The sequence below is a fragment of the Mycetohabitans sp. B8 genome (assembly GCF_021991875.1).
GTDB lineage: Bacteria > Pseudomonadota > Gammaproteobacteria > Burkholderiales > Burkholderiaceae > Mycetohabitans.
Window position 1 is genome coordinate 343431 of the sequence record NZ_JAHLKR010000019.1, and the last position, 25135, is coordinate 368565.

General features: G+C 62.9%; 20 protein-coding genes, 2 pseudogenes and 1 riboswitch. Of the genes and pseudogenes, 17 read left to right on the plus strand and 5 right to left on the minus strand.

The genetic code is table 11. The features are described 5' to 3' along the window. Nucleotides 1–127: 127 nt before the first annotated feature. A complete protein-coding gene (locus KQH60_RS12310; RefSeq protein ID WP_237576701.1) occupies nt 128–1570 on the minus strand; it encodes an F-box domain-containing protein in 1443 nt (480 codons plus the stop codon). 356 nt (nt 1571–1926) lie between these two features. On the opposite strand from KQH60_RS12310, the gene KQH60_RS12315 reads away from it, so the two are divergent. From KQH60_RS12315 to KQH60_RS12325, 3 genes are all read left to right on the plus strand, one after another. Next, on the plus strand, nt 1927–2682 hold the full coding sequence (locus KQH60_RS12315; RefSeq protein ID WP_237576788.1) for a cytochrome c: 756 nt from the start codon (nt 1927–1929) through the stop codon (nt 2680–2682). Beyond that, nucleotides 2679–3977, plus strand: a complete 1299-nt coding sequence (locus tag KQH60_RS12320; RefSeq protein ID WP_237576702.1) for a cytochrome c — start codon at nt 2679–2681, stop codon at nt 3975–3977. Before KQH60_RS12315 ends, KQH60_RS12320 begins: the two co-directional genes overlap by 4 nt. Before the next feature lie 188 nt (nt 3978–4165). Then, entirely contained in the window at nt 4166–5812 is a 1647-nt protein-coding gene (locus KQH60_RS12325; RefSeq protein ID WP_237576703.1) for a DEAD/DEAH box helicase, read from the plus strand. Here KQH60_RS12325 and KQH60_RS12330 read toward each other — a convergent pair. Next, nucleotides 5809–6306, minus strand: a complete 498-nt coding sequence (locus KQH60_RS12330) for a hypothetical protein (protein WP_237576704.1) — start codon at nt 6304–6306, stop codon at nt 5809–5811. The two genes, KQH60_RS12325 and KQH60_RS12330, sit on opposite strands and share 4 nt — an antisense overlap. An 85-nt stretch (nt 6307–6391) precedes the next feature. Continuing rightward, nucleotides 6392–7219, minus strand: coding sequence for a ferritin-like domain-containing protein (locus KQH60_RS12335; protein ID WP_237576789.1), 828 nt, complete (start codon nt 7217–7219; stop codon nt 6392–6394). A 264-nt stretch (nt 7220–7483) separates the two neighbouring features. Between KQH60_RS12335 and KQH60_RS12340 the strand changes: the two genes are divergently transcribed. From KQH60_RS12340 to ribB, 5 genes and pseudogenes are all read left to right on the plus strand, one after another. Beyond that, a complete protein-coding gene (locus KQH60_RS12340; RefSeq protein WP_237576705.1) occupies nt 7484–8263 on the plus strand; it encodes a DeoR/GlpR family DNA-binding transcription regulator in 780 nt (259 codons plus the stop codon). A 264-nt stretch (nt 8264–8527) separates the two neighbouring features. Beyond that, nucleotides 8528–8725 carry a hypothetical protein gene (locus tag KQH60_RS12345; RefSeq protein WP_237576706.1) on the plus strand — a complete coding sequence of 66 codons (198 nt, stop codon included), beginning with the start codon at nt 8528–8530 and terminating at the stop codon, nt 8723–8725. Between the two features lie 649 nt (nt 8726–9374). Further along, nucleotides 9375–10934 (plus strand): glycerol-3-phosphate dehydrogenase, encoded by a 1560-nt coding sequence (glpD, locus tag KQH60_RS12350; protein WP_237576707.1) that lies wholly within the window; start codon nt 9375–9377, stop codon nt 10932–10934. Nucleotides 10935–10988: 54 nt separating this feature from the next. Continuing rightward, nucleotides 10989–12491 carry a glycerol kinase GlpK gene (glpK, locus tag KQH60_RS12355; RefSeq protein WP_237576708.1) on the plus strand — a complete coding sequence of 501 codons (1503 nt, stop codon included), beginning with the start codon at nt 10989–10991 and terminating at the stop codon, nt 12489–12491. Between the two features lie 162 nt (nt 12492–12653). After that, nucleotides 12654–12828, plus strand: a riboswitch (FMN riboswitch). A 191-nt stretch (nt 12829–13019) separates the two neighbouring features. After that, a pseudogene (ribB, locus tag KQH60_RS12360) lies at nt 13020–13700 on the plus strand (3,4-dihydroxy-2-butanone-4-phosphate synthase); the annotation flags it as partial. Here ribB and KQH60_RS12365 read toward each other — a convergent pair. Continuing rightward, nucleotides 13697–14335, minus strand: a pseudogene (locus KQH60_RS12365) (MFS transporter); the annotation flags it as partial. The pseudogenes ribB and KQH60_RS12365 sit on opposite strands and share 4 nt — an antisense overlap. Before the next feature lie 118 nt (nt 14336–14453). On the opposite strand from KQH60_RS12365, the gene miaB reads away from it, so the two are divergent. From miaB to KQH60_RS12400, 7 genes are all read left to right on the plus strand, one after another. Then, nucleotides 14454–15815 (plus strand): tRNA (N6-isopentenyl adenosine(37)-C2)-methylthiotransferase MiaB, encoded by a 1362-nt coding sequence (gene miaB / locus KQH60_RS12370; RefSeq protein ID WP_237576710.1) that lies wholly within the window; start codon nt 14454–14456, stop codon nt 15813–15815. A 22-nt stretch (nt 15816–15837) separates the two neighbouring features. Then, nucleotides 15838–16971: a PhoH family protein gene (locus KQH60_RS12375; RefSeq protein ID WP_237576711.1), complete on the plus strand. Its 1134-nt coding sequence runs from the start codon at nt 15838–15840 to the stop codon at nt 16969–16971. Then, a complete protein-coding gene (ybeY, locus tag KQH60_RS12380) occupies nt 16968–17441 on the plus strand; it encodes an rRNA maturation RNase YbeY (RefSeq protein WP_237576712.1) in 474 nt (157 codons plus the stop codon). The genes KQH60_RS12375 and ybeY overlap by 4 nt, the downstream gene beginning before the upstream one ends. A gap of 186 nt (nt 17442–17627) precedes the next feature. Then, on the plus strand, nt 17628–18254 hold the full coding sequence (locus KQH60_RS12385; RefSeq protein WP_237576790.1) for a gamma-glutamylcyclotransferase: 627 nt from the start codon (nt 17628–17630) through the stop codon (nt 18252–18254). A 52-nt stretch (nt 18255–18306) separates the two neighbouring features. Then, on the plus strand, nt 18307–19197 hold the full coding sequence (locus KQH60_RS12390; RefSeq protein ID WP_237576713.1) for an HlyC/CorC family transporter: 891 nt from the start codon (nt 18307–18309) through the stop codon (nt 19195–19197). Nucleotides 19198–19238: 41 nt separating this feature from the next. Then, nucleotides 19239–20888, plus strand: a complete 1650-nt coding sequence (lnt, locus tag KQH60_RS12395; RefSeq protein ID WP_237576714.1) for an apolipoprotein N-acyltransferase — start codon at nt 19239–19241, stop codon at nt 20886–20888. A gap of 372 nt (nt 20889–21260) precedes the next feature. Then, a complete protein-coding gene (locus KQH60_RS12400; RefSeq protein WP_237576715.1) occupies nt 21261–21581 on the plus strand; it encodes a hypothetical protein in 321 nt (106 codons plus the stop codon). Between the two features lie 184 nt (nt 21582–21765). Here KQH60_RS12400 and KQH60_RS12405 read toward each other — a convergent pair whose 3' ends face one another. Then, nucleotides 21766–21915 (minus strand): hypothetical protein, encoded by a 150-nt coding sequence (locus KQH60_RS12405; protein ID WP_237576716.1) that lies wholly within the window; start codon nt 21913–21915, stop codon nt 21766–21768. Between the two features lie 68 nt (nt 21916–21983). Here KQH60_RS12405 and glyQ point away from each other — a divergent pair, with 68 nt between their 5' ends. Next, entirely contained in the window at nt 21984–22997 is a 1014-nt protein-coding gene (glyQ, locus tag KQH60_RS12410) for a glycine--tRNA ligase subunit alpha (RefSeq protein WP_237576717.1), read from the plus strand. A 24-nt stretch (nt 22998–23021) separates the two neighbouring features. Then, nucleotides 23022–25124: a glycine--tRNA ligase subunit beta gene (glyS, locus tag KQH60_RS12415; RefSeq protein ID WP_237576718.1), complete on the plus strand. Its 2103-nt coding sequence runs from the start codon at nt 23022–23024 to the stop codon at nt 25122–25124. Nucleotides 25125–25135: the final 11 nt, after the last annotated feature.

Genomic DNA, 25135 nt, shown 5'->3' on the forward strand with positions numbered 1-25135 from the left:
TGGCCTCAGCCGTGCGAAGCTGGCCGCAGGCACCAAAACGTCAGTGCGCAACCGAGCCGCATGCCGGTCACCGCGCTGGCGCCAGCCGACGTGGCGGCACGCGGATGGCAGCGTCGCTGAAAGCTAATCATTCATCCTTTGGCCCTGTCATACTGATGAAGTCGAGCAGCTTCGTGCGAGCTGCGTCGCTAAGCGGGTTACGCTCGATGAACGCCAGAAGTTCGCTCTTTGCGCCCTCCCATTGCTGTATGGAAAGCAGCGGTACCAATTGCTGGTACACCAATTCGTCGACCACATTAAACAGACAGGCGTCGTCGCAGCCGTCGAGCAACTGCAACGCATTGCGCCACACCGACCTGGACAGTGTCGTGTCGTCCAGTCCGACGGTGCTCTCGAGCAATCCCACTACAGCTGCCTCATACTGGTCGGGCCGCACGCGACGGGCAAGAGGCTCCAGCAACGCAAATTCGGCTGCATGATATTGCTGTGGCAGCAACACCAACGCAGTCGGCAGGCGCCGAAGCACAGGACCGAGCTGATCGTCCGGCAATGCCTCTGCTAGGCTACGCAGCTGCATATAATGCGCCGGCATGTGTTGCGCCGGCAGCAGCCATATCATATGGGCCAGTGCGCCAATTGGCGCCCCTTGATAAGAGCGGGGCAATCGCTGGACCCAATCTTGCATGAGCCGGTGGTATCTGGCCAGCGTGGCTGATTCAGCCGGGTCATCTTCGCAAAATCCAGGCAGCAGCGTCACCAGTTGCTCAATCAACTCCGACTGCGCAGGCACGTCCAACGAGGCAAGCCTGCTAACGAAAGCCGAGTATTCGCGCTCGAAGCGCGGCGGATCCAGCGGCAAGCATCTGAGCAGCCATGCAAGCGAGGCCCACAACGGGTCATGCCCGGCACCACTCTTTTCGATGGCCACATGGACGAAGTCGTACATTGGCAACTGGTCTTCGGCTGGCAATCCCGGTATTGTGCCAATCATACCTTTGCGTATTGGCAAGCCCGCATGCGTCGGCACCCGGCCCGCCATATCAAAGATCCGCTTGTATGCTTGCGCCCGGTATTGCCGGGGCAATTCCGGTATTCGAGGCCACAGCACCTCGAGCGACGTAGCCCCCAACCTCGATTCGCCGATCCGTTCAATTTCATCCAGCAGTTCCTGCGTGCTGCGCAAATCAAGCTGATGGACATTGTCAGCACGCTGATGACATAGCCAACTGCGTCGCACGTGCCATAGCGCGTAATAGGTACGCCGCGTCGTCGACGATAAACTGCCAATGTCGTCGAACGGCGTGTATGTTGCGATCTGCCGAATGATTTCGGGCGGCAGGTCTTGGAACGTCGTCGCGCGCCTCGCTGCGAAGCCCGCTGGCTGTTGTGCCGCGCGTTGGCCGGCCGACAGTGCGGCAAGCGCACCGCTCGCTGTTACACCCGGCGGCGCAGCGCCCGCAGCGCTAACTTGCTGTTGTTGCACGCATTGGGTGACAACCGCATTGCACGCGTGGATTGAATCGAAATCCATTAGCTCACCAGAAAATTTTTCGTAGGGGACCACAGCCATCGGCGGCTGCGTGGCCTCAACCCATATTAGGTCCTTGGCGCATAAGCTAGCTCAAACTACCTCGTCGGAGAGGGCAGCAAGCGGTCAGGCATAAGTTTGGGGCCGATATTGAAAAGACCCAAAATGCGCACGAAAATGCGCACGAAAAGGCGTGACAAATCGTCGCAGTGTCGGCCTGAAGGACGAATCGCCCTACCCCTTGCGATGTCCAAATAAATGGCGAATATAACCGTTCGGTGATACAATAGCCTGCTGCGTTGCAGCACCTTCGCCGCCGCCATCGGCGCCGCGAGCCGGAAGGCGCGCCAAGCCTTCGCCAAAACTACCTGCGTTACCCAATGCAGTCCCCGTTATCGATGGAGTTACGCGTGTCTTCTAGACGCCTCTTGCGCCCGCTGCTGGCTGCACTTCTGGCTGCCAGCGCAGGCTTCGCCAACGCTGCCAAAGAGCAAGCGAACCTGCCACCTCTGAACTCAATGGAAGCCCGCGTCGCCGCGTGCGCCGCGTGCCACGGCGACCATGGTCAGGGCACCAACAACGATTATTTCCCGCGTCTTGCAGGCAAGCCCGCTGAATACCTGTACAACCAGTTGGTCAATTTTCGCGACGGACACCGCAAATACCCGCCGATGAACTATCTGGTCACGTACCTTTCCGACGATTATCTGCGCAAGATCGCCGAATACTACTCGAAACAACGGCCGCCGTACCCGGCGCCGTCGCAACCGACCGTATCGGCATCGACACTGGCGCGCGGCAAGCAGATCGCGCTAAACGGCGATCAGGCGAAGAATGTGCCGGCGTGCGTCGCATGCCACGGCCAGGCCCTGACCGGCATGGAGCCGGCGATCCCGGGCCTGGTCGGACTACATGCCGACTACATCAGCGCGCAGCTCGGCGCATGGCGCTCGGGCGTGCGCCGCGCGAAGGCACCGGACTGCATGCACACGGTCGCAACACGGCTCAGCGACGACGACATCGCCGCAGTCGCCAACTGGCTCTCCACGCAACCCGCGCCGGCCAATCCGGTGCCGGCGCCGGCCCGCTCGTTGAAAATGCCGCTGCAATGCGGCAGCGAGCCGCAGTCAGCGACAGGAGACACATCGAGATGAAACGCAAGACTCTTTTCGCGCTGTCGGCCGTCATCGTGGTAGCGGCCGCGGCACTGGTGCCAGTGCTGTGGTCCGGTAGCGACAATATCCATGGCGGCAGCGCGATGGCCGCGAGCCCGGCCGACCAGGCCGCGCTGATCAAAAAGGGCGAATACTTGGCACGCGCCGGCGACTGTGTCGCATGCCACACGGTACGTGGCGGCAAGCCCTTCGCTGGTGGCCTGCCGATGGCCACGCCATTCGGCACGATGTACACGCCGAACATCACACCGGACGAGCAGTACGGCATCGGTAAGTGGAGTTCGGACGACTTCTACCGCGCGATGCACACTGGTCGTGGCAAGAACGGCGAATTGCTGTATCCGGGCTTTCCGTTCACAAGCTATACGAAGGTCACGCGCGCGGACTCGGACGCAATCTACGCCTATTTGCGTTCAGTGACGCCGGTTGCGCAACCGAGTCGAGCGCACGAGCTACGCTTCCCATTCAATCAGCGCAACATGCTGATCGGTTGGCGTACGCTGTTCTTCCGCGAAGGCGAATACAAGCCGGACCCGACCAAGTCGGTCGAGTGGAACCGTGGCGCCTACTTAGTGGAAGGCCTTGGCCACTGCGGCATGTGCCACACGTCAATCAACGCGCTGGGTGGCTCAAATCAGTCGGCGGCATTTGCCGGTGGCTTGATCCCGCTGCAGAACTGGTATGCACCATCGCTCACATCGAGCAAGGAAGCGGGACTGGGTGACTGGGATCTGAAGGACATCTCGGATCTGTTGAAGACTGGCGTGTCGCAACGCGGTGCGGTGTTCGGGCCCATGTCCGAAGTTGTCCACAACAGCCTGCAATACATGACTGACGAAGATATCCGGGCAATCTCGACGTACCTGAAGACGATTCCGCAGAAGAAGGAAGCACCGGAGACGATACAGTTGGAAACATCTGTCGCGTTCGGCAAGGAACTGTTCGAGCAAGGCAAGAAGATCTACAACGATCAATGCGCGAAGTGCCACGCGGAAAATGGTCTTGGCTATCCGCCACACTTCCCGCCGCTTGCGAATAACCAGTCGGTGCAGATGCAGTCGGCCGTGAATCCGATCCGCATGGTGCTGAATGGCGGCTATCCGCCGAGCACGCACGCCAATCCTGAGCCGTACGGCATGCCGCCGTTCGCGCACTCGATGTCGGACCAGGAAGTCGCCGCAGTGGTCACGTACCTGCGCATGGCATGGGGCAACAAGGGCACGCCCGTGTCGCCGCAGCAGGTCAACGAATTGCGCTCTGCGCCGCTCGACTGACCCCACGCGGATCTCCAATCTCAGGGCGCGGCCGGAACCACGGGCCGCGCCCTTTGTCTTTATTATCACGCTGTTGTACTTACGCGGGGCACGCGACAGTCGGCCTGCCCTCGTGTCTTCAAGCTTTCACTGCACCGGTTCGCGACTGATGCGCGTTGCGCACCGGACCGGTGACGACACCATCCAACATGTCATTTGATTCTCTCGGCTTGTCCGAACCTCTGGTTCGCGCCGTCAACGAACTCGGCTACACGACGCCTACACCGATTCAGCGGCAAGCCATTCCGGCCGTGCTCGGCGGCGGCGACCTGCTGGCCGGCGCACAAACTGGCACCGGCAAGACCGCCGGTTTCACGCTGCCGATCCTGGAAAGACTATCCCGCACGCGCGTGGCATCGGGCAAAGTGCCGGTTCGCGCACTGATCCTGACGCCAACACGCGAACTGGCGGCGCAAGTCGAGCAAAGCGTGCGCGAATACGGCAAGTACCTAAAGCTGCGTTCGACGGTCATGTTTGGCGGCGTCGGCATCAACCCGCAAATCGACGCACTGCGGCGCGGCGTCGACATCGTCGTGGCCACGCCTGGACGATTGCTAGACCACATTCAGCAGCGCACGATCGACCTCAGCAGCCTGCAGATCCTGGTGCTCGACGAGGCCGACCGGATGCTAGACATGGGCTTCATCCACGACATCAAGCGAGTGCTCAAGCATCTGCCTTCGCAGCGCCAGAATCTGCTGTTCTCGGCGACGTTCTCCGACGAGATCAAGGCGCTCGCAGACAACCTGCTCGATTCGCCAGCGCTAATTGAGGTGGCCCGTCGCAATACCACTGCCGAGACGGTCACCCAGAGGATCTATCCGGTCGATCGCGACCGCAAGCGCGAGCTACTCACGCACTTGATCAACGAGCACAACTGGTTCCAGGTGCTCGTATTCACGCGCACCAAGCACGGTGCGAACCGGCTCGCCGAACAGTTGACGAAGGACGGTATCAGCGCCCTGGCTATCCACGGCAACAAAAGCCAAGCGGCCCGAACCCGGGCATTGTCGGAATTCAAGGACGGCACGCTGCAAGTGTTGGTCGCCACCGACATCGCAGCGCGCGGCATCGACATCGACCAATTGCCACACGTGGTGAATTTTGAACTGCCCAATGTTCCGGAAGACTACGTGCACCGAATCGGCCGCACCGGCCGCGCGGGCGCGACGGGCGAGGCCGTATCGCTGGTCTGCGTCGACGAACATCAATTGCTGACGGACATCGAACGCCTGATCAAGCGCACGCTGCCGCGCGAGGTCATTGCCGGTTTCGAACCCGATCCCAATGCGAAGCCGGAGCCGATCCAGCGGCGCAGCCAGCCGGCGCGCGGCGCGGGGCCACGCGAGCCCCGCCGCGCCGGCGCCAAGCCACAAGCGGGTCAAGCGGCGAAATCACCGGCGGCGCCAGCGGCCAAGCCCCGCACAGGGGCAGCGACCCAGTCAAGGGCAGCCGCCACTCAGTCACAACCGGGGGCGCCAGCCAGATCACCGGCGAGGGCAGTCGCCAACGCACGGCCCACACAGGCAGGCAAATCTCCATCGCCACACGCTGCGAAGCCGGGCGCCGCACCGGCGGGCAAGCACGGCGGCGCGGCGCCGCAGACCGCGCCGGAGCGGCATCGCGAAGCGGCCACGCCCCCGTCGCACGGTGGCCGTGACAAACGACTGGCGCAAGCACAGGCGCGCGACGCACGGCAGCCGCGCGCATCCCAATCCTCGCCACGATCGGCGCGACAGCGCAACGGCGGCCCGGGTGCGCTGCTCGGCGGTGGCACCAAGGGCTCGTCGCGCTAGTCGTGCGCGAGCATCGCCCGGATTTGCGCGTCCCAACGCGCAAGCACGGCGGCGCGCGCGGGCTCGAGCAACTCGAACGTCACGCCGGCCACGAGCTGCGCATAGTCGACGCGCTGCCATTGTGCCGCCTTCAGCACGGCGTCGAACACGGTCAGCGTCGTCGCGTCCCGCCGGCGCGGCGCGCTCACGCCCAGGCGCACCTGATACCACGCGTGCTCGAAAACAAACTCGAGCAGTGCGTTGCCGCCGGCGGCAAGCGCCCGCGCGGTGCGGGAATGCGGCCACAGCGCGAACCGCGCGCCGTGGGCATCAAGCACGACGATTTCGCCCACGCTGAGCAGTGACGTGCAAGGCCAGCCGAGCGGATCGACGGCGATCAATGAGGCCGCAAACGACGCTTTGTCATGCAGATGCGTGCCATTGAACCAAGCACGCAGCACATCGGGCCATTCATCGAATGCGCCCCGTATCAGCGCGGTCCGCCGATCGGTCATCGTCCTCTCCGAGTCATGAATGACGGCCCGCGCGCAGCGGCGCCGACCGTAATCGTCGACCGAGCGCTGCCGTACGCCGTACTAGCTAGCGAAAGAATACGTGCTGCGTGATCTTGGCCAGCGGATAATGCACGCCGGGTTGAATCTTCGCAGGCAGGTCAAGCGGCTTGAGCAGCATCTTCACGCACATGTCGGCCGACAGGTGTCTGCGCACCAGTGCGTTCACGCGCGCCGCCTTTTCTCGCATGTAGGCGCTGTTGCGAACCTGCGCAGGATATCTGACCGCGAACACATGTCGCAGCGCGATCTCCGAATCCTCGTTCTTGATTTCCATCACGCGGCGCATCAGCGCACCGAGCACCGCAAGGCGGCCATTGCCCTCGATCTGGTTGTACTTCTTGAAAAACTTGAAGAAGTACTTGTAATGCCGCACCTCGTCGCTGCGAATGTTGTCGGTGATCTCTTTGAGCACCGGCTCGTCCGAACACTCGTTGATCGCGCGGTACAATGTGGCCGTACCGGTCTCCACCACGCAGCGTGCGACCATTTCCAGCGCTCGGGTCTTTTCGAACGCTTCCAGCGAGCACGTTTTCGAATACTCGTCAAAAAAATGCCCGAATGCCAGGTCCCAATCGAACTCTGGCCAAACATAATTGATATAGGCTTTCAGCGCGCGGCCGTGCTGCAACTCCTCGTGTTCCCAATGCTGGTTCAACCATCCGGACACTTCCGGATCGCCATCAAAGAATGCACTAAGGTTACTCGTATACAAATCCGAGCCGCTTTCAATAAACGACGCCGCGCATAACAGCAGCAGCAAATCCTCGTTTACGGCGGCGCGCGAACGATCGATCCGCGACAAATCGATATCCTCGATACGCCACGGCAACACAGTTTGAGTGTCGGTTTGCATTTTTTCCTCCGAAGCCTGCGCGCCGGCACGCCCGTGCTCCTGTCCGCAGTACTTGATCCGGGTATCGGTTCGCGACTTCTGCATGACCTACGTAATATCGGGTGCAGTTTAACGTGCCGCGCCCGACTCTGCTGGTCTGGAACAGACCAGGCAGTCGCCTGGCCAGTTCCGATATCCTGTATAAAAAGGACATTCGCTGTACATCGTGGGCGGGCCTTTACAATAGACGGACCCAGACCGCTTCGCGACCATGCTAACAAGAACATGACCCGAGACCCGCGCATCACGTTGAATGCACGCCAGCAGGAATTGCTCGATTGCGTTCAGCACGAAGGCTTCGTCACTGTCGAGAATCTTGCTGCACGCTTTCATGTCACGCCGCAGACGATCCGGCGCGACGTGAACTGGCTCGCCGAGATGAATTTGCTGCGCCGCCACCATGGCGGCGTCACGTTGCCCACCAGCTCGGAAAACCTGGCGTATACCGCGCGTCAACGCATGTTCCAGGAAGAGAAGCGGCGCATCGCCGCGCTCGCCGCCAGCCATATTCCAGACCAGGCATCGCTGTTCATCAATCTGGGCACGACGACCGAGGCAGTGGCGCGTGCGCTCAATCGCCATCGCGGCCTGCACGTGATCACCAACAACCTGAACGTCGCGACGGTCATGAGCGACTATGCCGAATGTGAGGTACTCGTCACCGGTGGCATCGTCCGTCCATGGGACCAGGGTGTGGTCGGCGAGATGGCGGTCGATTTCATTCGCCAGTTCAAGGTCGATTATGCGCTGATTGGCATCTCGAGCATCGAACTGGACGGCACGCTGCGCGATTTCGATACGCGTGAGGTGAGGGTGGCAGAAGCCATTATCGAGCACGCACGCAGCGTGTTCCTGGTGGCGGACCATTCGAAGTTCGGACGCCCCGCGCTGGTGCGCCTGGGCCATTTGAACCAAGTCGACGCGCTGTTCACCGACGCGCCAGCACCTAATGAGATGGCAGAGGTGATTTTGGCGGCGGGCACCGACGTCCACGTCGCCAGTTGAATCCGGCGACGCACGCCACGAGCATTTCACGAGTGCATGAGCGCCGTCGCCCAGTCTGCTTGTCCATCACCTTCAATGTTGCACCGCAAGTTGCAACGCTGCGATGCTCGGCTAAAATGCAAGTTCCCGGAGCTCATAGTGCGCGTGGCCGCTACGTACACAGCGAGCGCCAGGAAGCCTGCCCGCTCGTGCCCATCAGCCGATTCGTCGCCTGCTGCCGAAGGGTTCGCAATGACCGCTGAGCCGGTCCTCTGGAGAACGACGATGCTGAGTCCGCATGAATTCGCCACACTTTTGCTAGTGAAGGACGCGCCGAAACAGGTGGACATGAACCGAGAAGAGTTGGGCGCCCTTCTCGACCGCCAAATGGTTGAGCTCGAGAAACTGGCGACCGGCCAGCAACGGCTCCGCGTGACCGAGACGGGCGATACCGCGCTGCGCGCGGTCAAGCACTACCCGTAAGTCCATTTGCCGCTGCAACACCGGTCAACCGATGGACGCCGCGCCCGCGGCGTCCGGCGCGCGCGCCGCCGGCATACCCTCCAATCCCCTGTCGCCGTTCGGCGCGCGATGATGGCGCTCGTGCGGCATTTTTGACCGTTGCGCTTTCCCACTCTCCCGTTTACTTCATACAGTGACCGGCGTCGTGATCGGGTACCGCAAGCGCCGCGCGCGCATGCTCCAGCACGGCACGCGCCTCACCACCATCGCTGCCGCGGGCGCGCTCGAGCGCTGAAGACCGTCATCGCCGCCCCCGGGCATCATCTCGGCGATGCCCACCTCTCCACCCTAGCGGCTCGCATCACGCGGCGGCCAATTACCGTCCCAGCGTCGGGCATCATCCGGCGGCCGGCCATCGCCCCAGGCGGGACACCACTCGGCGGCCAGGCACCGCCCCAACCCAGAACACCACCCAGCGCCCGGGCATGTGCGCTAAACGTCCCTTCCGTTGCCTGGACGCCCGTCGTTCCAGCACTTATTTGAATCCCTTGATATTTTCAAGTTTATTAGCTAAATTTTCGTTTACGAACATTTAATGTTGCTAAACGCGCATAGACAAGGGCGCAGCGCGCGAACCGCGCAGCGGCGCCGTGACATTCGGAGGGGTAAGGTGAACAAATCGGATCACTACGATCTACTGGTCGTCGGCGGTGGCATCAATGGCGCGGGCATTGCGCGAGACGCGACAGGCCGCGGATTGAAGGTGCTGCTATGCGAGCAAGACGACCTCGCGGCGCATACCTCGTCAGCTAGCACGAAGCTGATCCATGGCGGGCTGCGCTATCTCGAATATTACGAGTTTGGACTTGTCAGGAAAGCGCTGCAGGAGCGCGAAGTCCTGCTGCGCGCCGCGCCGCACATCATCCGCCCGTTGCGTTTCGTGATGCCACACATGCCACACCTGCGCCCAGCATGGCTAATTCGCGCCGGACTGTTCTTGTACGACCACCTCGCCCCGCGCGAGATGCTGCCCGGCTCAGAAGGCATCGACTTGCGCACCCATCCGAGCGGCGCGCCGTTGGTGGACTCGATCACGCGCGGCTTCGTCTATTCGGACGGCTGGGTCGACGATGCGCGACTGGTCGTGCTCAACGCGCTCGACGCGCGACTTCGCGGCGCAACGATCCTGACGCGCACGCGGCTGGTGAGCGCGCAGCGCAGCGGCTCATTATGGGACGCGCAACTACGCTCACGCGACGGACGGATGCAACAGGTCCGCGCGCGCGCCATCGCCAATGCCGCTGGCCCGTGGGTCGGCGAGTTGCTGACCGACACGTTGAAGCTGGGCGCGCAGCATCGCATCCGACTCGTTAAGGGCAGTCACATCGTCACGCACAAGTTGTTCGATCATGATTTCGCGTATATTTTCCAGAATCCCGACAAGCGCATCATATTCGCGATTCCCTATCAAAAAGACTTCACGCTGATCGGCACGACCGACGTCGAATACCATGACGACGCCTCGCGCGTACAGATCGAGGAGAGCGAAGTCGCATACCTGTGCGAATCGGTGAACCGCTATTTCAAGCGCTCGATTGCGCGTACCGATGTGGTATGGACGTACGCTGGTGTACGCCCGCTACTGGAGAACGACGAGAACGCCGCCGCATCGGCGGTCACGCGTGACTACCGCTTGGATCTAGACATGCCCCCAGGGCAGGCGCCGATCTTGTCGGTGTTCGGTGGCAAGATCACGACGTTCCGCAAACTCGCCGAAGAAGCGCTGGACCGCCTCAGCGGGCCGTTGAAGATCACGCAACCGAGCTGGACCCACGATGCGCCACTGCCCGGCGGCGATATCGCCGGCTCGAACTTTGCGGCGTTCGCCAAGCAATTTGCGGCGCGTCATCGGTGGCTGCCCGACACGCTTGCACTACGCTACGCGCATGCGTATGGCACGCGCGTCGAGCAGTTACTGGATGGCGCGAAAACGCTGTCCGACCTGGGCGCGGAGATTGCGCCGGGGTTGTACGAAGCCGAATTGCGCTACTTGCGCGATCAGGAATGGTCATGTAGCGCGGACGACGTGCTGTGGCGCCGCTCCAAGATTGGCCTGCACCTGGACGCCCAGGCGGCGGGTAATGTGCAGGCCTGGTTCGAGCGGGCCAGCGGTGATACGCATGCCACTGCCCAACCCAATTTACACCTCGCCCACGCGATTCACGTGTAACCTGGCTGGCGACCCGGCACCGCGGGTAACATAGAGAAAAGAAAGGAGACACTCATGACCGACCGCTATATTCTTGCACTCGACCAGGGCACCACAAGCTCGCGCGCGATCGTGTTCGACCATGGCGGACGGGTCGTGTCGGTGTCGCAGAAGGAATTCCGCCAAATCTATCCGCAGCCAGGCTGGGTCGAGCACGATCCGCGCGAAATTTGGTCGACCCAGGCTGGCGTCGCCGCCGAAGCCGTAGTCCGCGCTGGGATCAATACTGCGTTGATCGCCGCGATCGGCATCACGAATCAACGCGAAACCACGATCGTCTGGGACCGCGATACCGGCGAGCCGATCTACAACGCGATCGTGTGGCAGGACCGCCGCACCGCTGGCTTGTGCAACGAGTTGAAGGCGCGCGGCCTGGAAACGACAGTGCGCGAGAAGACCGGCTTGCCGATCGATGCTTATTTTTCCGCCACCAAGATCAGTTGGCTCCTGGACCACGTCGATGGCGCGCGCGCCAAGGCGGCACAAGGCAAGCTCGCCTTTGGCACTGTCGACAGCTGGCTGATGTGGAACCTAAGCGCACGCCAGTTGCACGTGACGGACGTGACCAACGCGTCACGCACGATGCTGTTCAATATCCATACGCTGCAGTGGGACGATGCGCTGCTCGCGCTATTTGACATTCCGCGCTCGATGCTGCCCGAGGTGTGCCAGTCCTCGCAAATCTACACCGACACACAGACGAGCCTGTTTAACGCAACCATTCCGCTCGCCGGTGTGGCCGGCGATCAACACGCCGCGCTGTTCGGCCAGATGTGCACGAGCGCCGGCATGGTCAAGAACACCTACGGCACCGGCTGCTTCCTGGTGATGAACACAGGCGAGCAGCCGATCGAATCGCGCAACAACCTCGTGACCACGATCGCGTGGCAGATCGGCAACCAGGTAACGTACGCGCTGGAAGGGAGCATTTTCATCGCTGGCGCGCTCGTGCAATGGCTGCGCGATGAACTGGGCATCATCCGACACGCACGCGACATTGAAGCGCTGGCGCGCTCGGTCGCGCATACAGACGGCGTGACCATCGTGCCCGCTTTCGCCGGACTGGGCCCACCGCATTGGAATGCCAACGCGCGGGGCACTGTGTTCGGCATCACGCGCGGCACACACGCCGGCCATCTTGCCCGAGCAGCCCTTGAGGCGATCGCGTACCAGTCGATCGACGTGGTTCGTGCGATGGAAGCAGACGCCGGACTGCGCATCGGCGAGCTTCGCGTGGACGGGGGCGCGGTGGAAAACGACTTACTCATGCAGATTCAAGCAGACCTGCTCGGCGTGGACGTGGTCCGGTCTCAAATCCAAGAAACGACCGCATTAGGCGCCGCCTATCTGGCCGGTCTTGCGGTCGGCTACTGGAACGATATTGCCGAGCTGCGGCAGCAATGGCAAATGGACCGGCGTTTTGTGCGCCACGCACGCACCGAGGACGTCGAACGCGGGCTGGCGGCATGGCATCGCGCGATTCGTGCCGCGAAGGCGTGGGCCGATGCCGCGCCATGAACTGCGCTGTGTCGGCAGCAATACGCCATTTTTCGCGGCCGTGACGTCCACGACGAGCGCCGAGATCGCGATTTCCGGCGGCATGCGGCACAACGCCGCGTGTTGTTGTATGCTCCCGGATGCCGTTCGTGCGTCATCGAACCGACGCGCGGCGGCATGTCAATGCGTCTTCAGGGCGGGGTGAAAGTCCCCACCGGCGGTATGCCGTGCACCGGTCCTTCGGCCGGCGCGCGATGAGCCCGCGAGCGCCGATGCGTCGTGCAAATGCCGCATCGGGTCAGCAGATCTGGTGCGATGCCAGAGCCGACGGTTATAGTCCGGATGAGAGAAGATGTGAGGACACGACGCCGACAGCGCGCCCCTAGCCGGTTTGCCGTGCGGGCAGCTGCCGGTATCTGTCTTCGGTTGTCTCTTACCAGTCGTTGCCCTGAAACGTTTTTCGCCAAACCTTGCGAGGAGCGTTTCATGTCGAAATCCACACCGTTGTTCGAGCCGCCGACAGACTCAGTTCTGTATCCCCGTTATCACGCCGATCCGCATGCGATCCCGTCGCGCATCGCCGCCGCGTTACAGGCGATGCACGACGGGCGCCCTGTCGTCCTGCAGGACGACTTCAATCGCGAGAACGAGGCCGACCTGATCGTTGCGGCCGAAAAGCTCACGATCGAGACGATGGCGCTGTTGATTCGCGAATGCAGCGGCATTGTGTGCTTGTGCCTACCGGATGCGAAGATTCGCCAGCTTGCGCTGCCGCAGATGGTGCCGGCCAACCAAAGCCGCCACGGCACCGCGTTCACCGTATCAATCGAAGCACGTGACGGTGTCAGCACCGGCGTCTCGGCGGCCGACCGGCTGACCACGATTCGCGCGGCCATCGCGGACCAAGCCAAGCCGACCGACATCGTTCGCCCGGGGCACGTGTTTCCATTGCGCGCACAACCCGGCGGCGTGCTCACACGCCGCGGCCACACCGAAGGAACGGTCGACCTATGCTGGCTCGCCGGGCTGAAGCCGGCCGGCGTGCTGTGCGAACTGATGAATCCAGACGGCACGATGACGCGCGGTGACGATGTCGGGCGTTTCGCGACACAGCATCGGCTGCCGATGCTGACAATCGAGGAGTTGGTCGATTTCCGGCGCGCACTGGCGCGGCCGGGCACCGACGCGTCGATCCCAGCGCCCGTGGCGCTCGACTTGAGCCCCTGCTAGCCGGCGCGACCGGGCGCCACGCCGGCACACGTGTCCGCGCGGCCGGTACGCGTGGCGCGGCGTTCGACTCCAGCGGCGAGCAGCGTCACCGCGAGCGCCGCCAGCGCAACGGCTGCGGCGGCCCACGGCAGCGCGGTCACCCGCCGCCGTGGGTGATCACAGCACCGTCAAGCCATGCCGCACCCGCATTGCCGATGTTGAACGCCCCGATATTGAGCGTGGAGGCAAGATTCGGCGCCACGTGCACCTTCTCGAGCACGCGCATTTGCAGCAGCGGCGCAGTGGCAAAAGCGAGGATGCCCATCAGCGACGGCATCAGTGCACGGTCCGCGAGCCGGCCGCCGAGCGTATTGCCCAGCGTCAGGCCAACGCCAAACAGCACCAGTACAAGCGTAACGCCATGCAGCGAGATGCCGGTCATTTGTTCGAACAGCGGCGCGATAGGTACACACGACGAATACGCTGCCAAAACCCAGTACGGTCATCAGCAACGCAAGCCAGACTTGCACGTCTACGAGCACACGCACCTCCCGGCCAAGGTGGGTCACGCCACAAGCGTGGCCGTTAGGCACCAGCACGCTCACCGCCGCGAATGCCAGCATGCCCAGCGCGGTAACGACCCAGAACGCGCTGCGCCCTTCTCGAGTTGCCCCATAAAAGTGCTCAGTGGCACAACGTGAGGGAAGTTACCGGCTCGGCGTATAATTCCAACTTCTCCCCCGCCCCCAGATAAACGACTGCGACGGCGACACTATGCCCAAAAAAGTCTATGTAAAGACTTTCGGCTGCCAAATGAACGAGTACGATTCCGACAAAATGGTCGACGTGCTTGGCGCGGCTGAAGGTCTTGTCAAAACCGACACCCCGGAAGACGCGGATGTCATCCTGTTCAACACCTGCTCAATTCGCGAGAAGGCGCAGGAAAAGGTCTTTTCCGACCTAGGCCGGGTGCGCGAACTCAAGCAGGCGCGCCCCGACCTGCTAATCGGCGTTGGCGGCTGCGTTGCCAGTCAGGAAGGCGCGGCGATCGTCGCGCGCGCGCCTTACGTCGATCTCGTGTTCGGCCCACAGACGCTGCATCGGCTGCCCGCGATGATCGATGCGCGGCGCGCGAGCGGCCACGCGCAAGTCGACATCTCGTTCCCGGAGATTGAGAAATTCGACAACCTACCGCCGCCGCGCGTTGAAGGCCCCACCGCGTTCGTATCGATCATGGAAGGCTGCAGCAAGTACTGTAGCTATTGCGTCGTGCCGTACACGCGCGGCGAAGAGGTATCCCGCCCGCTGGACGACGTGCTAACCGAAGTGGCTGGCCTGGCGGATCAGGGCGTGCGTGAAGTCACGCTACTCGGGCAGAACGTCAATGCATATCGGGGCGCGATCAGCGCCGGCGCCGCCGAGATCGCGGATTTCTCGACGCTGATCGAGTACGTTGCGGAGATTCCGGGGATCGAGCGGATCCGCTACACGACGTCGCACCCAAAAGAATTCTCGCAACGGCTGATTGATACGTACGAAAGCGTGCCCAAGCTGGTGGGCCACCTGCACCTGCCGGTACAGCACGGATCGGACCGGATCTTGATGGCGATGAAGCGCGGCTATACGGTGCTCGAATATAAGTCGATCGTGCGGCGGCTGCGCGCGATCCGGCCGCAGCTCTCGTTATCGACCGATTTTATCGTCGGGTTCCCCGGCGAGACCGACGACGACCATGCCAAGACGATGAAGCTAATCGACGAGGTGCAATACGACACCAGCTTCTCGTTCATTTTCAGTCCGCGCCCCGGCACGCCGGCCGCGAACCTGCATGATGACACGCCGCGCGACGTGAAGCTTGCGCGGCTTCAGCAATTGCAGGCCGCGATTGAAACGCATGCGGCAAGGATCAGCGAATCGATGGTCGGCACCGTGCAGCGCATCCTGGTCGAGCGTTCGGCCCGTAAGGATCCAAACGAGTTGGCCGGACGCACCGAAAACAACCGCGTGGTGAACTTCCCGGCGCCGCAGGCTTCGCACGCCCGCCTGCTCGGCCAGATGGTCGATGTCGAGATTGTCCACGCCTATCCGCATTCACTGCGCGGGGAACTCGCGCTAACGCCGGCAAGCACACATTGACCGGCGCCCATTGCCACGCATCTTGAAGACACCTTTGCCCACGCTCGAATTCACCGCGCCTCGCAACGACAACACACGACTGGCGAACCTGTGCGGTCCGCTCGACGAAAACCTGCGCCAGATCGAGCAGGCGCTCGACGTGACGCTGTCGCGCCGCGGCCACCGGATCACGGTTCGCGGCCGCGCCGCAAAAGTCGCGCTGGCCGCGCTGGAGAATTTCTACAATCTCGCGCGCGATCCGCTGTCCGTCGACGACATCCAACTCGCGCTGGTCGAGGCGCGCTATAGTGCCGAGCACCCGGCACGCGCCCTGGGCCGCGCCGCCAGCCGCGGCAACGCCCACGCGACGGGTGCCGAAGGCGCCGGTCCGCAACCGGCTGCGCACGCCGACACAGCGCCGTTGCGCCTGCGCGGCGATCCCGATCACCCATTTGACGGGCCGGCCGACGCCGGCCTGCCCGACGACGAACGCGGACCGACGCTGTATACGCGGCGCGCCGACCTGCGCGGACGCACACCGGCGCAGCGCGATTACCTGAAGCAAATCCTGCAGCACGATGTGACGTTCGGGGTCGGACCGGCTGGCACTGGCAAGACGTACCTGGCGGTCGCCTGCGCGGTCGATGCGCTGGAGCGAGACCAAGTCAAGCGGATCGTGTTGACACGTCCGGCAGTCGAGGCTGGCGAGCGGCTCGGTTTCCTGCCCGGCGACCTCGCGCAAAAGGTCGATCCGTACCTGCGCCCGTTGTACGACGCGCTGTATGACCTGCTCGGCTTTGATAAGACGGCCAAGATGTTTGAGCGCCAGATGATCGAGATCGCGCCGCTCGCGTATATGCGCGGGCGCACGCTGAATCACGCGTTCATCATCCTGGACGAGGCGCAGAACACCACGCCCGAGCAGATGAAGATGTTCCTCACGCGCATCGGCTTCGGGTCCAAGGCGGTGATCACCGGTGATATCACGCAAATCGACCTGCCGCGGGGCAACAAGAGCGGACTGGTGGAGGCACAACAGGTACTGCACAACGTGCGCGGCATCGCGCTAACACATTTCACGAGTGCCGACGTGGTGCGGCATCCGCTGGTCGCACGCATCGTCGAAGCCTACGATGCACACGCCAAGCGCCATCCGGACGGCGCGCATCCGGCATGAACGCGCCCCGTGCCCCGAAGCTCACGCTCAGCGTGCAGTTCCCGGCCAAGGCGTTCGCCGCCCACAAGGCGTTGCTGCCGCGCGCTAGGATCGCCGGCTGGGTCCGCGCCGCGCTCTTCGCGCACGCCGAGTTGACAATCCGTTTCGTCGACGAGCAAGAAGGCCGCGCGCTGAACCGCGGCTACCGCGGCAAGGACTACCCGACGAACGTGCTCACGTTCGCGTACGGAGAATCGGACAATGAGCCGGTCAGCGGCGACTTGGTGCTCTGTTGCCCGGTGGTCGAAAGCGAGGCACGCGAGCAGCACAAGCCGCTGGACGCGCATTACGCGCACCTGATCGTGCACGGCGTGCTGCACGCACAGGGTTATGATCACGAGGATGACGAGCAGGCGCGAGAGATGGAGTCGATTGAAACCGATATTCTGGCGCGGCTCGGCTATCCGGACCCGTACGCGCAACAGGGCTAAGCAAGCCCAAGCCTACCGAGGATGATGCAAGACGAACGTGGCGACCACGCGGAACTTGATGAACGCGGGCACGATGCGCCGGCGCCGCTGTGTCCGCGCGCGCCGGCCGGGCGCACCGGCGCCGTGCCGCCCGGGACGGTGCTGGGTTATCCGCCCACGATCGGCGACGCACGGCTGCTCACGGACATGGAACTGGCGGCATCGATCGAGCATACGCTGGTGCATTGGGACCACGCGAGCGACTTGTGGCTGTTCGGCTATGGATCGTTGATTTGGAATCCCGGTCTGCCGACAGTCGAATCATGCCGGGCACGCGTGATGGGCTATCACCGAGGCCTGTACCTGTGGTCGCGGGTGAACCGTGGCACCCCCGAACTGCCCGGCCTGGTGCTCGCGCTGGACCGCGGCGGTTGCTGCCCGGGTATGGCGTTCCGGCTCGATGGGCGCAGTGCGATGCCCCACCTGCAGGTGCTGTGGCGGCGTGAAATGTCGATGGGCTCGTACCGTCCCGCGTGGCTGCGCTGCATGCTCGATGACGGGCGCGATGTACGCGCGCTGGCATTCGTGATGCGCCGCGAAGCGGCAACCTATGCCGGCCGCGTGCCGGACGACATCATGCGTATCGTGCTCGCCCGGGCAAGCGGCCGCTACGGCACCACCCGCGACTACGTCGCGCGCACCGTCGAGGCGCTGCGGGCGAACGGCATCCCCGATGCCGCGCTCGAGAAAATGCTTGAGCGCTGCTCGGGCCAGAGCGTGCGGCCAGCAACAACCGCCATCGTACGCGGCATCACAGACGCGCATTCTGGTTAGTGTATCCTTTGATTACCTCTATCGCGCGTCCGGTCCCGCGGGACGCTTGAATATGAACGACCCGTATCCCAGTCGGAAAAGTCACTCGAAACATTCAGACAAACCGCGCTCGCTGCTGGAGCGCTTGACCGATCTCATCTCGCCCGAGCCGGAATCTCGTGTGGAGTTGCTCGAAATCCTGCAGGATGCGCACGCACGCAACCTGATCGACGCCGACTCGCTGTCGATGATCGAGGGCGTGTTCCAGGTCGCTGACCTGTGCGCACGCGACATCATGGTGCCCCGGGCACAGATGGATGCGATCAACATCGCCGACAGCCCCGATCAGTTCATTCCATTCGTGCTGGAGAAGGCGCACTCGCGCTACCCGGTATACGACGGCAACCGCGACAACGTGATCGGCATCCTACTCGCGAAGGATCTGCTGCGCTACTACGCAGAAGAGGAATTCGACGTGCGCGGCATGTTGCGCCCCGCCGTGTTCATCCCCGAATCCAAACGACTGAACGTGCTGTTGCACGACTTTCGCGCGAACCACAACCATATTGCAATCGTCGTTGACGAATACGGCGGTGTCGCCGGATTGATCACCATCGAGGACGTACTCGAGCAGATCGTCGGTGACATCGAGGACGAATATGACTTCGACGAAGAGGAAGGCAACATCATCGCGACGCCGGACGGCCACTACCGGGTACGCGCACTGACCGAGATCGAGCAGTTCAATGAGACGTTCGGCACGCACTATCGCGATGACGAGGTCGATACGATCGGCGGCTTGGTCACGCACCGCTTCGGCCGCGTGCCGCACCGTGGCGAAAAAGTACGCATCGACGATTTCGTGTTCGAGATTCTGCGCGGTGACGCGCGACAGGTCCATATGCTGCTTGCCAAGCACGTGCCAGCCGGCGCGCTCGCGGTCCGCGACCGCGATGATCATTGAACCCAGGGCAGCGCCCACGCACGTCTTTCCCATACCGACAGATGGTCGATAAGCCGATCGCCGATCCCGCGCCACGCGCTGCCTCGTCTGGTTTCCCGCCGTTGCAACACGCGTCGCGCAGCCGTCGTGCAACGGGGCTGCATTTGACGCTGGCGGGCACAATCGGCGCGCTGAATACGCTTGCGTTTGCGCCCACGCCACACGGCGGCTGGCTTGAGTTAGCGATTTTCGCCTGTGCGTTCTGGCTCGTGTCGCGCACCCGCACGCTGCGCGGCGCGTTGCTCACTGGTGGCGCATTCGGTTTTGGCCAATTCGTCAGCGGGGTATGGTGGTTATATGTGAGCATGCATTTCTATGGCTACATGCCCGCGCTCATGGCCGGTACCGCCGTCGTGCTGTTCTCGCTCTATCTGGCCCTTTATCCGGCATTTTCGGCTGGACTATGGCATTGGTGTCGCGCGCCGAGCGGGCAACACGCGACGTTCACGCCCAGTTGGCATGCAAGCGTGGCGTTCGCCTGCGCATGGGCATTGGGCGAATGGTTGCGCGGGACCGTCTTCACTGGCTTTCCGTGGCTCGCCAGCGGGTACGCGCAAGTGGACGGTCCGTTTGCCGGTTTCGCTCCGCTCGTCGGCGTTTATGGGGTCGGCTGGGTCCTCGCACTCGTTGGCGCGTTGATTATACAGACAGCCATGCGTATGGGTGAGGGGCGCGGTGTGGCCACGTGGCTCGCGCCCGCCGCCGCCGCCGCGGGGCTGCTCGTTTGCGGCATGCTGCTCTCGCGCGTGACGTGGACCCAGCCGAGCGGGCCCGCACTGTCGGTGCGCCTGCTTCAAGGCAACGTCGAGCAGAGCATGAAATTCGATCCGGTCGGCATCCATCACGCTATTGCCCTGTACCAGCAGCTCATCACGGAAAAGCCGGCCGATCTGGTCGTGACGCCCGAAATCGCCATCCCGTTGCCGCTGTATGAAACGCCGCCCGAGTTCGGCACGGCGGTACGGCGCTTCGTGGACGTCACGCACACGTCGGTCCTGTTCGGTGCTGTCGGCGCAACGATGACCGAAAACGGGCCGAAGGATGTGACCAACGCACTGTACGGGATCACGCCGGGATCATCGGTCCTGTACCGGTACGACAAGCATCATTTAGTGCCATTCGGCGAGTTCATCCCGTGGGGCTTCCGGTGGTTCGTCGACATGATGAAGATGCCATTAGGCGACTTCTCGCGCGGCGGCTCGATACAGCCACCATTTATCGTGCACGGGCAGCCAATCGCGACGAATATCTGCTACGAAGACATTTTCGGCGAAGAGATCGCCCGCACGCTGCGCGGCCAGTCGCAACCCGCCAGCGTGCTGGTCAACTCGACGAACCTCGGCTGGTTCGGCAATACGATCGCACTGGACCAGCACCTGCAGATGGCACGGATGCGCGCGCTCGAGACCGGACGGCCGATGCTGCGCGCCACCAACACGGGCGCCACCGCGATGATCGATGCGCACGGCTCGGTCAACGCCCAATTGCGCCGCTTCACAGTGGGCGCCCTTGACGTACGCGTGCAAGGCCGCAGTGGCATGACGCCCTACATCGTAGCCGGCAATATAACCGTATTGGTCATATCGCTGGTCGGGCTGGCGATCGGGTTTGGGATGGGACGCCGCGCCAGCGCTGGCCGCGCATGCGAATAGGCACGAACGTTTTCGTCTATCCGGCGATCGTTTCCGGATTGGGCGCGCCATCCTGCATGTCGCGCCTATAAAGCTAGGAGCATGAACCGAGCCAACCAGGGGTCACCGCATGCCAGATCCGTTCATGCCGGGCAGCCGAACCAGCGTTTGGCGTACGAGTCGCCTCGCCAACGCTTCGCACTTACCCGATCACGTTCTGCCTGACTCAAGCCAGCAGCCGGTGAAGGGTACCCATGTACAAGCCACTGAGCAAAGCAAATTAGGCGGCCTGTCGGTACTCAAGGCGTTGGCGTCTTCCCAAACTCGCATTACACAATTTTGTGCGGTCGAATGTGTTGGGATGCGGTCAAGTACTGCCTATGGCAAAGCGGCATGATCAATAAAAAGTCGCATAACAATTTGAACGGCTATCAACTTGTCTCGCCATTCCATCCCCGCATAGACAGTGCCGAAGCAATGGCACGTGTGCCACGCGGGCACGTACTCGGATTCTTCAAGTTCGGCGATGTGTTCAAAAGCGAAGATGAAATCCAGGACAACGACACACCACCCCGGACACACAGCCTGCCTTTCCACGTCATGATCAGCACCGGCCAAGGCCATGCCGCCGGCAATAAAAAGCTGTATAAGGATGGGGCACAAGGCTATCTGGGAGGCACTCGGTCTGCGCACGCTGACGTGGAGCTCGGATAAAACCGTCGTAGCCATCATAGGCAAAGATCCAAACGACGGCAGCCCAATGTACCATCGCCTCTTATTAACGCATCGCCCAGCCTCCGATCTCGCGAGTAGTCGGTAGTTTATCTACAGTGCGTACGGCGCCCGCGGCGTGCGCGATCAGCCGCGCTCCCGCAAGCGTGGCTGCCAAGTTGATCAACTACGTGGTCGGCTGCGGCACGCTGCTGGCGCGCATCGAATGAATGCGGGCGAGCGCAAACTTCGTTTCGCCGGCATCAACGGTGACCACGGTACGCGCGAACGCGACCGGTCCTGTGCCCTTTTCCGCTAAAATCTCTCCTTTTAGCACTTTTCTTGCCCCGGGGCGGCGACGTGTGCCAGTGCGCACGTCCAGACGCTTCGCCTGAAAGGCATTTCATGCTCACGTTCCAGCAAATCATCCTGACCCTGCAATCCTACTGGGACAGACAGGGCTGCGCGCTCCTGCAACCCTACGACATGGAAGTCGGCGCGGGCACGTCACACACTGCGACGTTTCTGCGCGCAATCGGTCCCGAGCCGTGGCGCGCTGCCTATGTACAGCCGTCGCGGCGTCCCAAAGACGGCCGCTACGGCGAGAATCCCAATCGAATGCAGCACTACTACCAGTACCAGGTGGTCCTCAAGCCGGCGCCGGAGAACATCCTGGACCTGTACCTGGGCTCGCTGCAAGCGCTCGGACTGGACCTGAAGCAGAACGATGTGCGCTTTGTCGAAGATGACTGGGAGAACCCGACGCTGGGCGCTTGGGGCCTGGGGTGGGAAGTGTGGCTCAACGGCATGGAGGTCACGCAGTTCACGTACTTCCAGCAAGTCGGCGGGCTCGATTGCAAGCCGGTGCTCGGCGAAATCACATACGGCATCGAGCGCCTGGCCATGTATCTACAGCAGGTCGAGAACGTATTCGATCTGGTATGGACCGAATGGGAAGAGGACGGCCCAGCCGGCAAGGTGCTGCGCCGGCTGACCTACGGCGACGTGTTTCACCAGAACGAGGTCGAGCAGTCGACATACAACTTCGAGCAAGCGAACGCCGAGTTGCTATTCACGTTCTTCAATGCGTATGAGAGCGAGGCCCGGCGCATCATCGAGCAACGGCTCGCGCTGCCGGCCTACGAGTTGATCCTGAAAGCCGCGCATACGTTCAACCTGCTCGATGCCCGCGGGGCGATCTCCGTGACGGAGCGCGCCGCGTACATTGGCCGCATTCGCGCGCTATCGCGGCTGGTCGCGCAGGCGTACTACGATTCGCGGGAGGCACTCGGCTTCCCGATGCTGGGCGAGGCGGCCGGCGCGCACGCGCGCGGCACCATCACCGCTGAACAAGAAGCCGCCCGCCCCGATTGGGTGCCGCCGCTGAAGGTCGAGCGCAAGCTCGAGGACGACGCCTGAGACGACAGAAGAGAAGCCATTCCAATGAGTCAACCATCCACCCTGCTCGTCGAACTGCTGACCGAAGAGTTGCCACCGAAGGCGCTTGCCCGCTTGTCCAATGCCTTTGCCAACGGCCTGGTCGAACGGCTCGCCGCGCGCGACCTGATCGACGTCACTGACGGCGGCTCGCCTTCGTTCGAGCCGTTCGGCACGCCGCGTCGGTTGGCGGTCGCGATCCGCAACGTGCGCGAGGTGGCGCCGCAGCGCCAGGTGCGCGAAAAAGTCCTGCCCGTTTCCGTGGCGTTCGACGCCAACGGACAGCCAAGCGCGCCGCTAGCCAAAAAACTCGCCGCCCTGGGCTTTCCGGATATGCCGCTCACGCGCTTAGAGCGCGCGATGGACGGCAAGACCGAGGCGTTCTTCCTAAATTACGCTGCACCGGGCGTGACGTTAGAAGACGGTCTGCAGGCCGCACTGGGCGAAACCCTCGCCAAGCTGCCGATCCCGAAGGTCATGACGTACCAGCGGCCGGACGGCACGAGCGTGCAGTTCGTGCGCCCGGCGCACCGGCTCGTTGCGCTGCACGCAAACCGTATCGTGCCGGTCACGGCGCTCGGATTGGATGCGGACGCGGTCACGCTCGGCCACCGGTTTCTGTCCGAGGGCCACATCGCGATCTTGCATGCAGACGACTATGCGCGCACGCTCGAGCAGCGCGGCAAGGTCATCGCCAGCATGCGGGCACGCAAGGAAGCGATCCGCGTGCAATTGCTCGAGCGGGCGGGCGCGGACCATGTACTGATGCCCGAGGCGCTGCTTGACGAAGTGAATGCGCTGGTCGAATGGCCGATCGTCTACGAATGCCGTTTCGATGACGCGTTCCTGCAGGTGCCGCAAGAATGCCTGATCCTGACGATGCAGACAAACCAGAAGTATTTCGCGTTGACCGACGCCGGCGGCAAGTTGCGGTCACGTTTCCTGATCGTGTCGAACTTGCAGACCGACACGCCGCAGCAGATCGTGCTGGGCAACGAGCGCGTCGTGCGCCCACGGCTGGCCGACGCAAAGTTCTTCTTCGAGCAGGACCAGAAAAAGACGCTCGAGCAGCGCGTGCCGCTGCTGGCCAATGTCGTGTACCACAACAAGCTGGGCTCCCAATTGCAGCGCGTCGAGCGGCTCGAAGCGCTAGCGGCGGTGATTGCGCCCGGCGTGGGCGTTGACGCGCAGCGGGCAGCGCGCGCCGCGCGGCTGGCCAAGGCGGACCTGCTCACCGACATGGTGGGCGAGTTCCCGGAATTGCAAGGCACGATGGGCGCCTACTACGCGCGCCACGACGGCGAGCCCGACGATATTGCGCTGGCGTGCTCGGAGCACTACCGACCGCGCTTTGCCGGCGACGCGCTACCGCCCACCGCGATGAGTACCGTGGTCGCGCTCGCCGATAAGCTCGAGACGCTGGTGGGCATCTGGGGCATCGGCCTGCAGCCGACCGGGGAAAAGGACCCGTTCGCGCTACGCCGACACGCGCTCGGCGTGCTACGCATCGTGCTCGAAAAGCGGCTGCCGCTGGACCTGATCGACTTGTTGCGGCATACGTACGCCCAATTTGCAGCCCAGCCGCAAGTTGCCGATCCCACTAGCGCGTTGCACGGCTTCTTCATCGACCGGCTACGCGGTCTGTTGCGCGAGCGCGGCTACGACGCGAATGAGGTGGACGCGGTACTGAGCCAGAATCCGACCCGCATCGACGACATCACCGGCCGACTCGACGCGGTACGCGAATTTGCCGCGTTGCCCGAGGCAGCATCGCTGGCGTCGGCCAACAAGCGGATCACGAACATCTTGAAGAAATCCGACGGCGCGGCCCAGCATGTCGAGACAAAGCTGTTGGTAGAGCCGGCGGAACGGGCGCTGTTCGAGCAGTTGTGCAACGTCACGCCAACCGTGCAGGGCCGGCTGGGCTCACGCGACTACACAGGCGCACTGTCGGCGCTCGCGTCGTTGCGCGACGCGGTTGATACATTCTTCAACGACGTGATGGTCAATGCCGACGATGCCGCATTGCGGGCGAACCGGCTGGGCTTGTTGGCGCAGCTGCACGAGCAGATGAACTGCGTGGCCGATATCTCGAAGCTCGCGGCATGAGTGACGGCCGA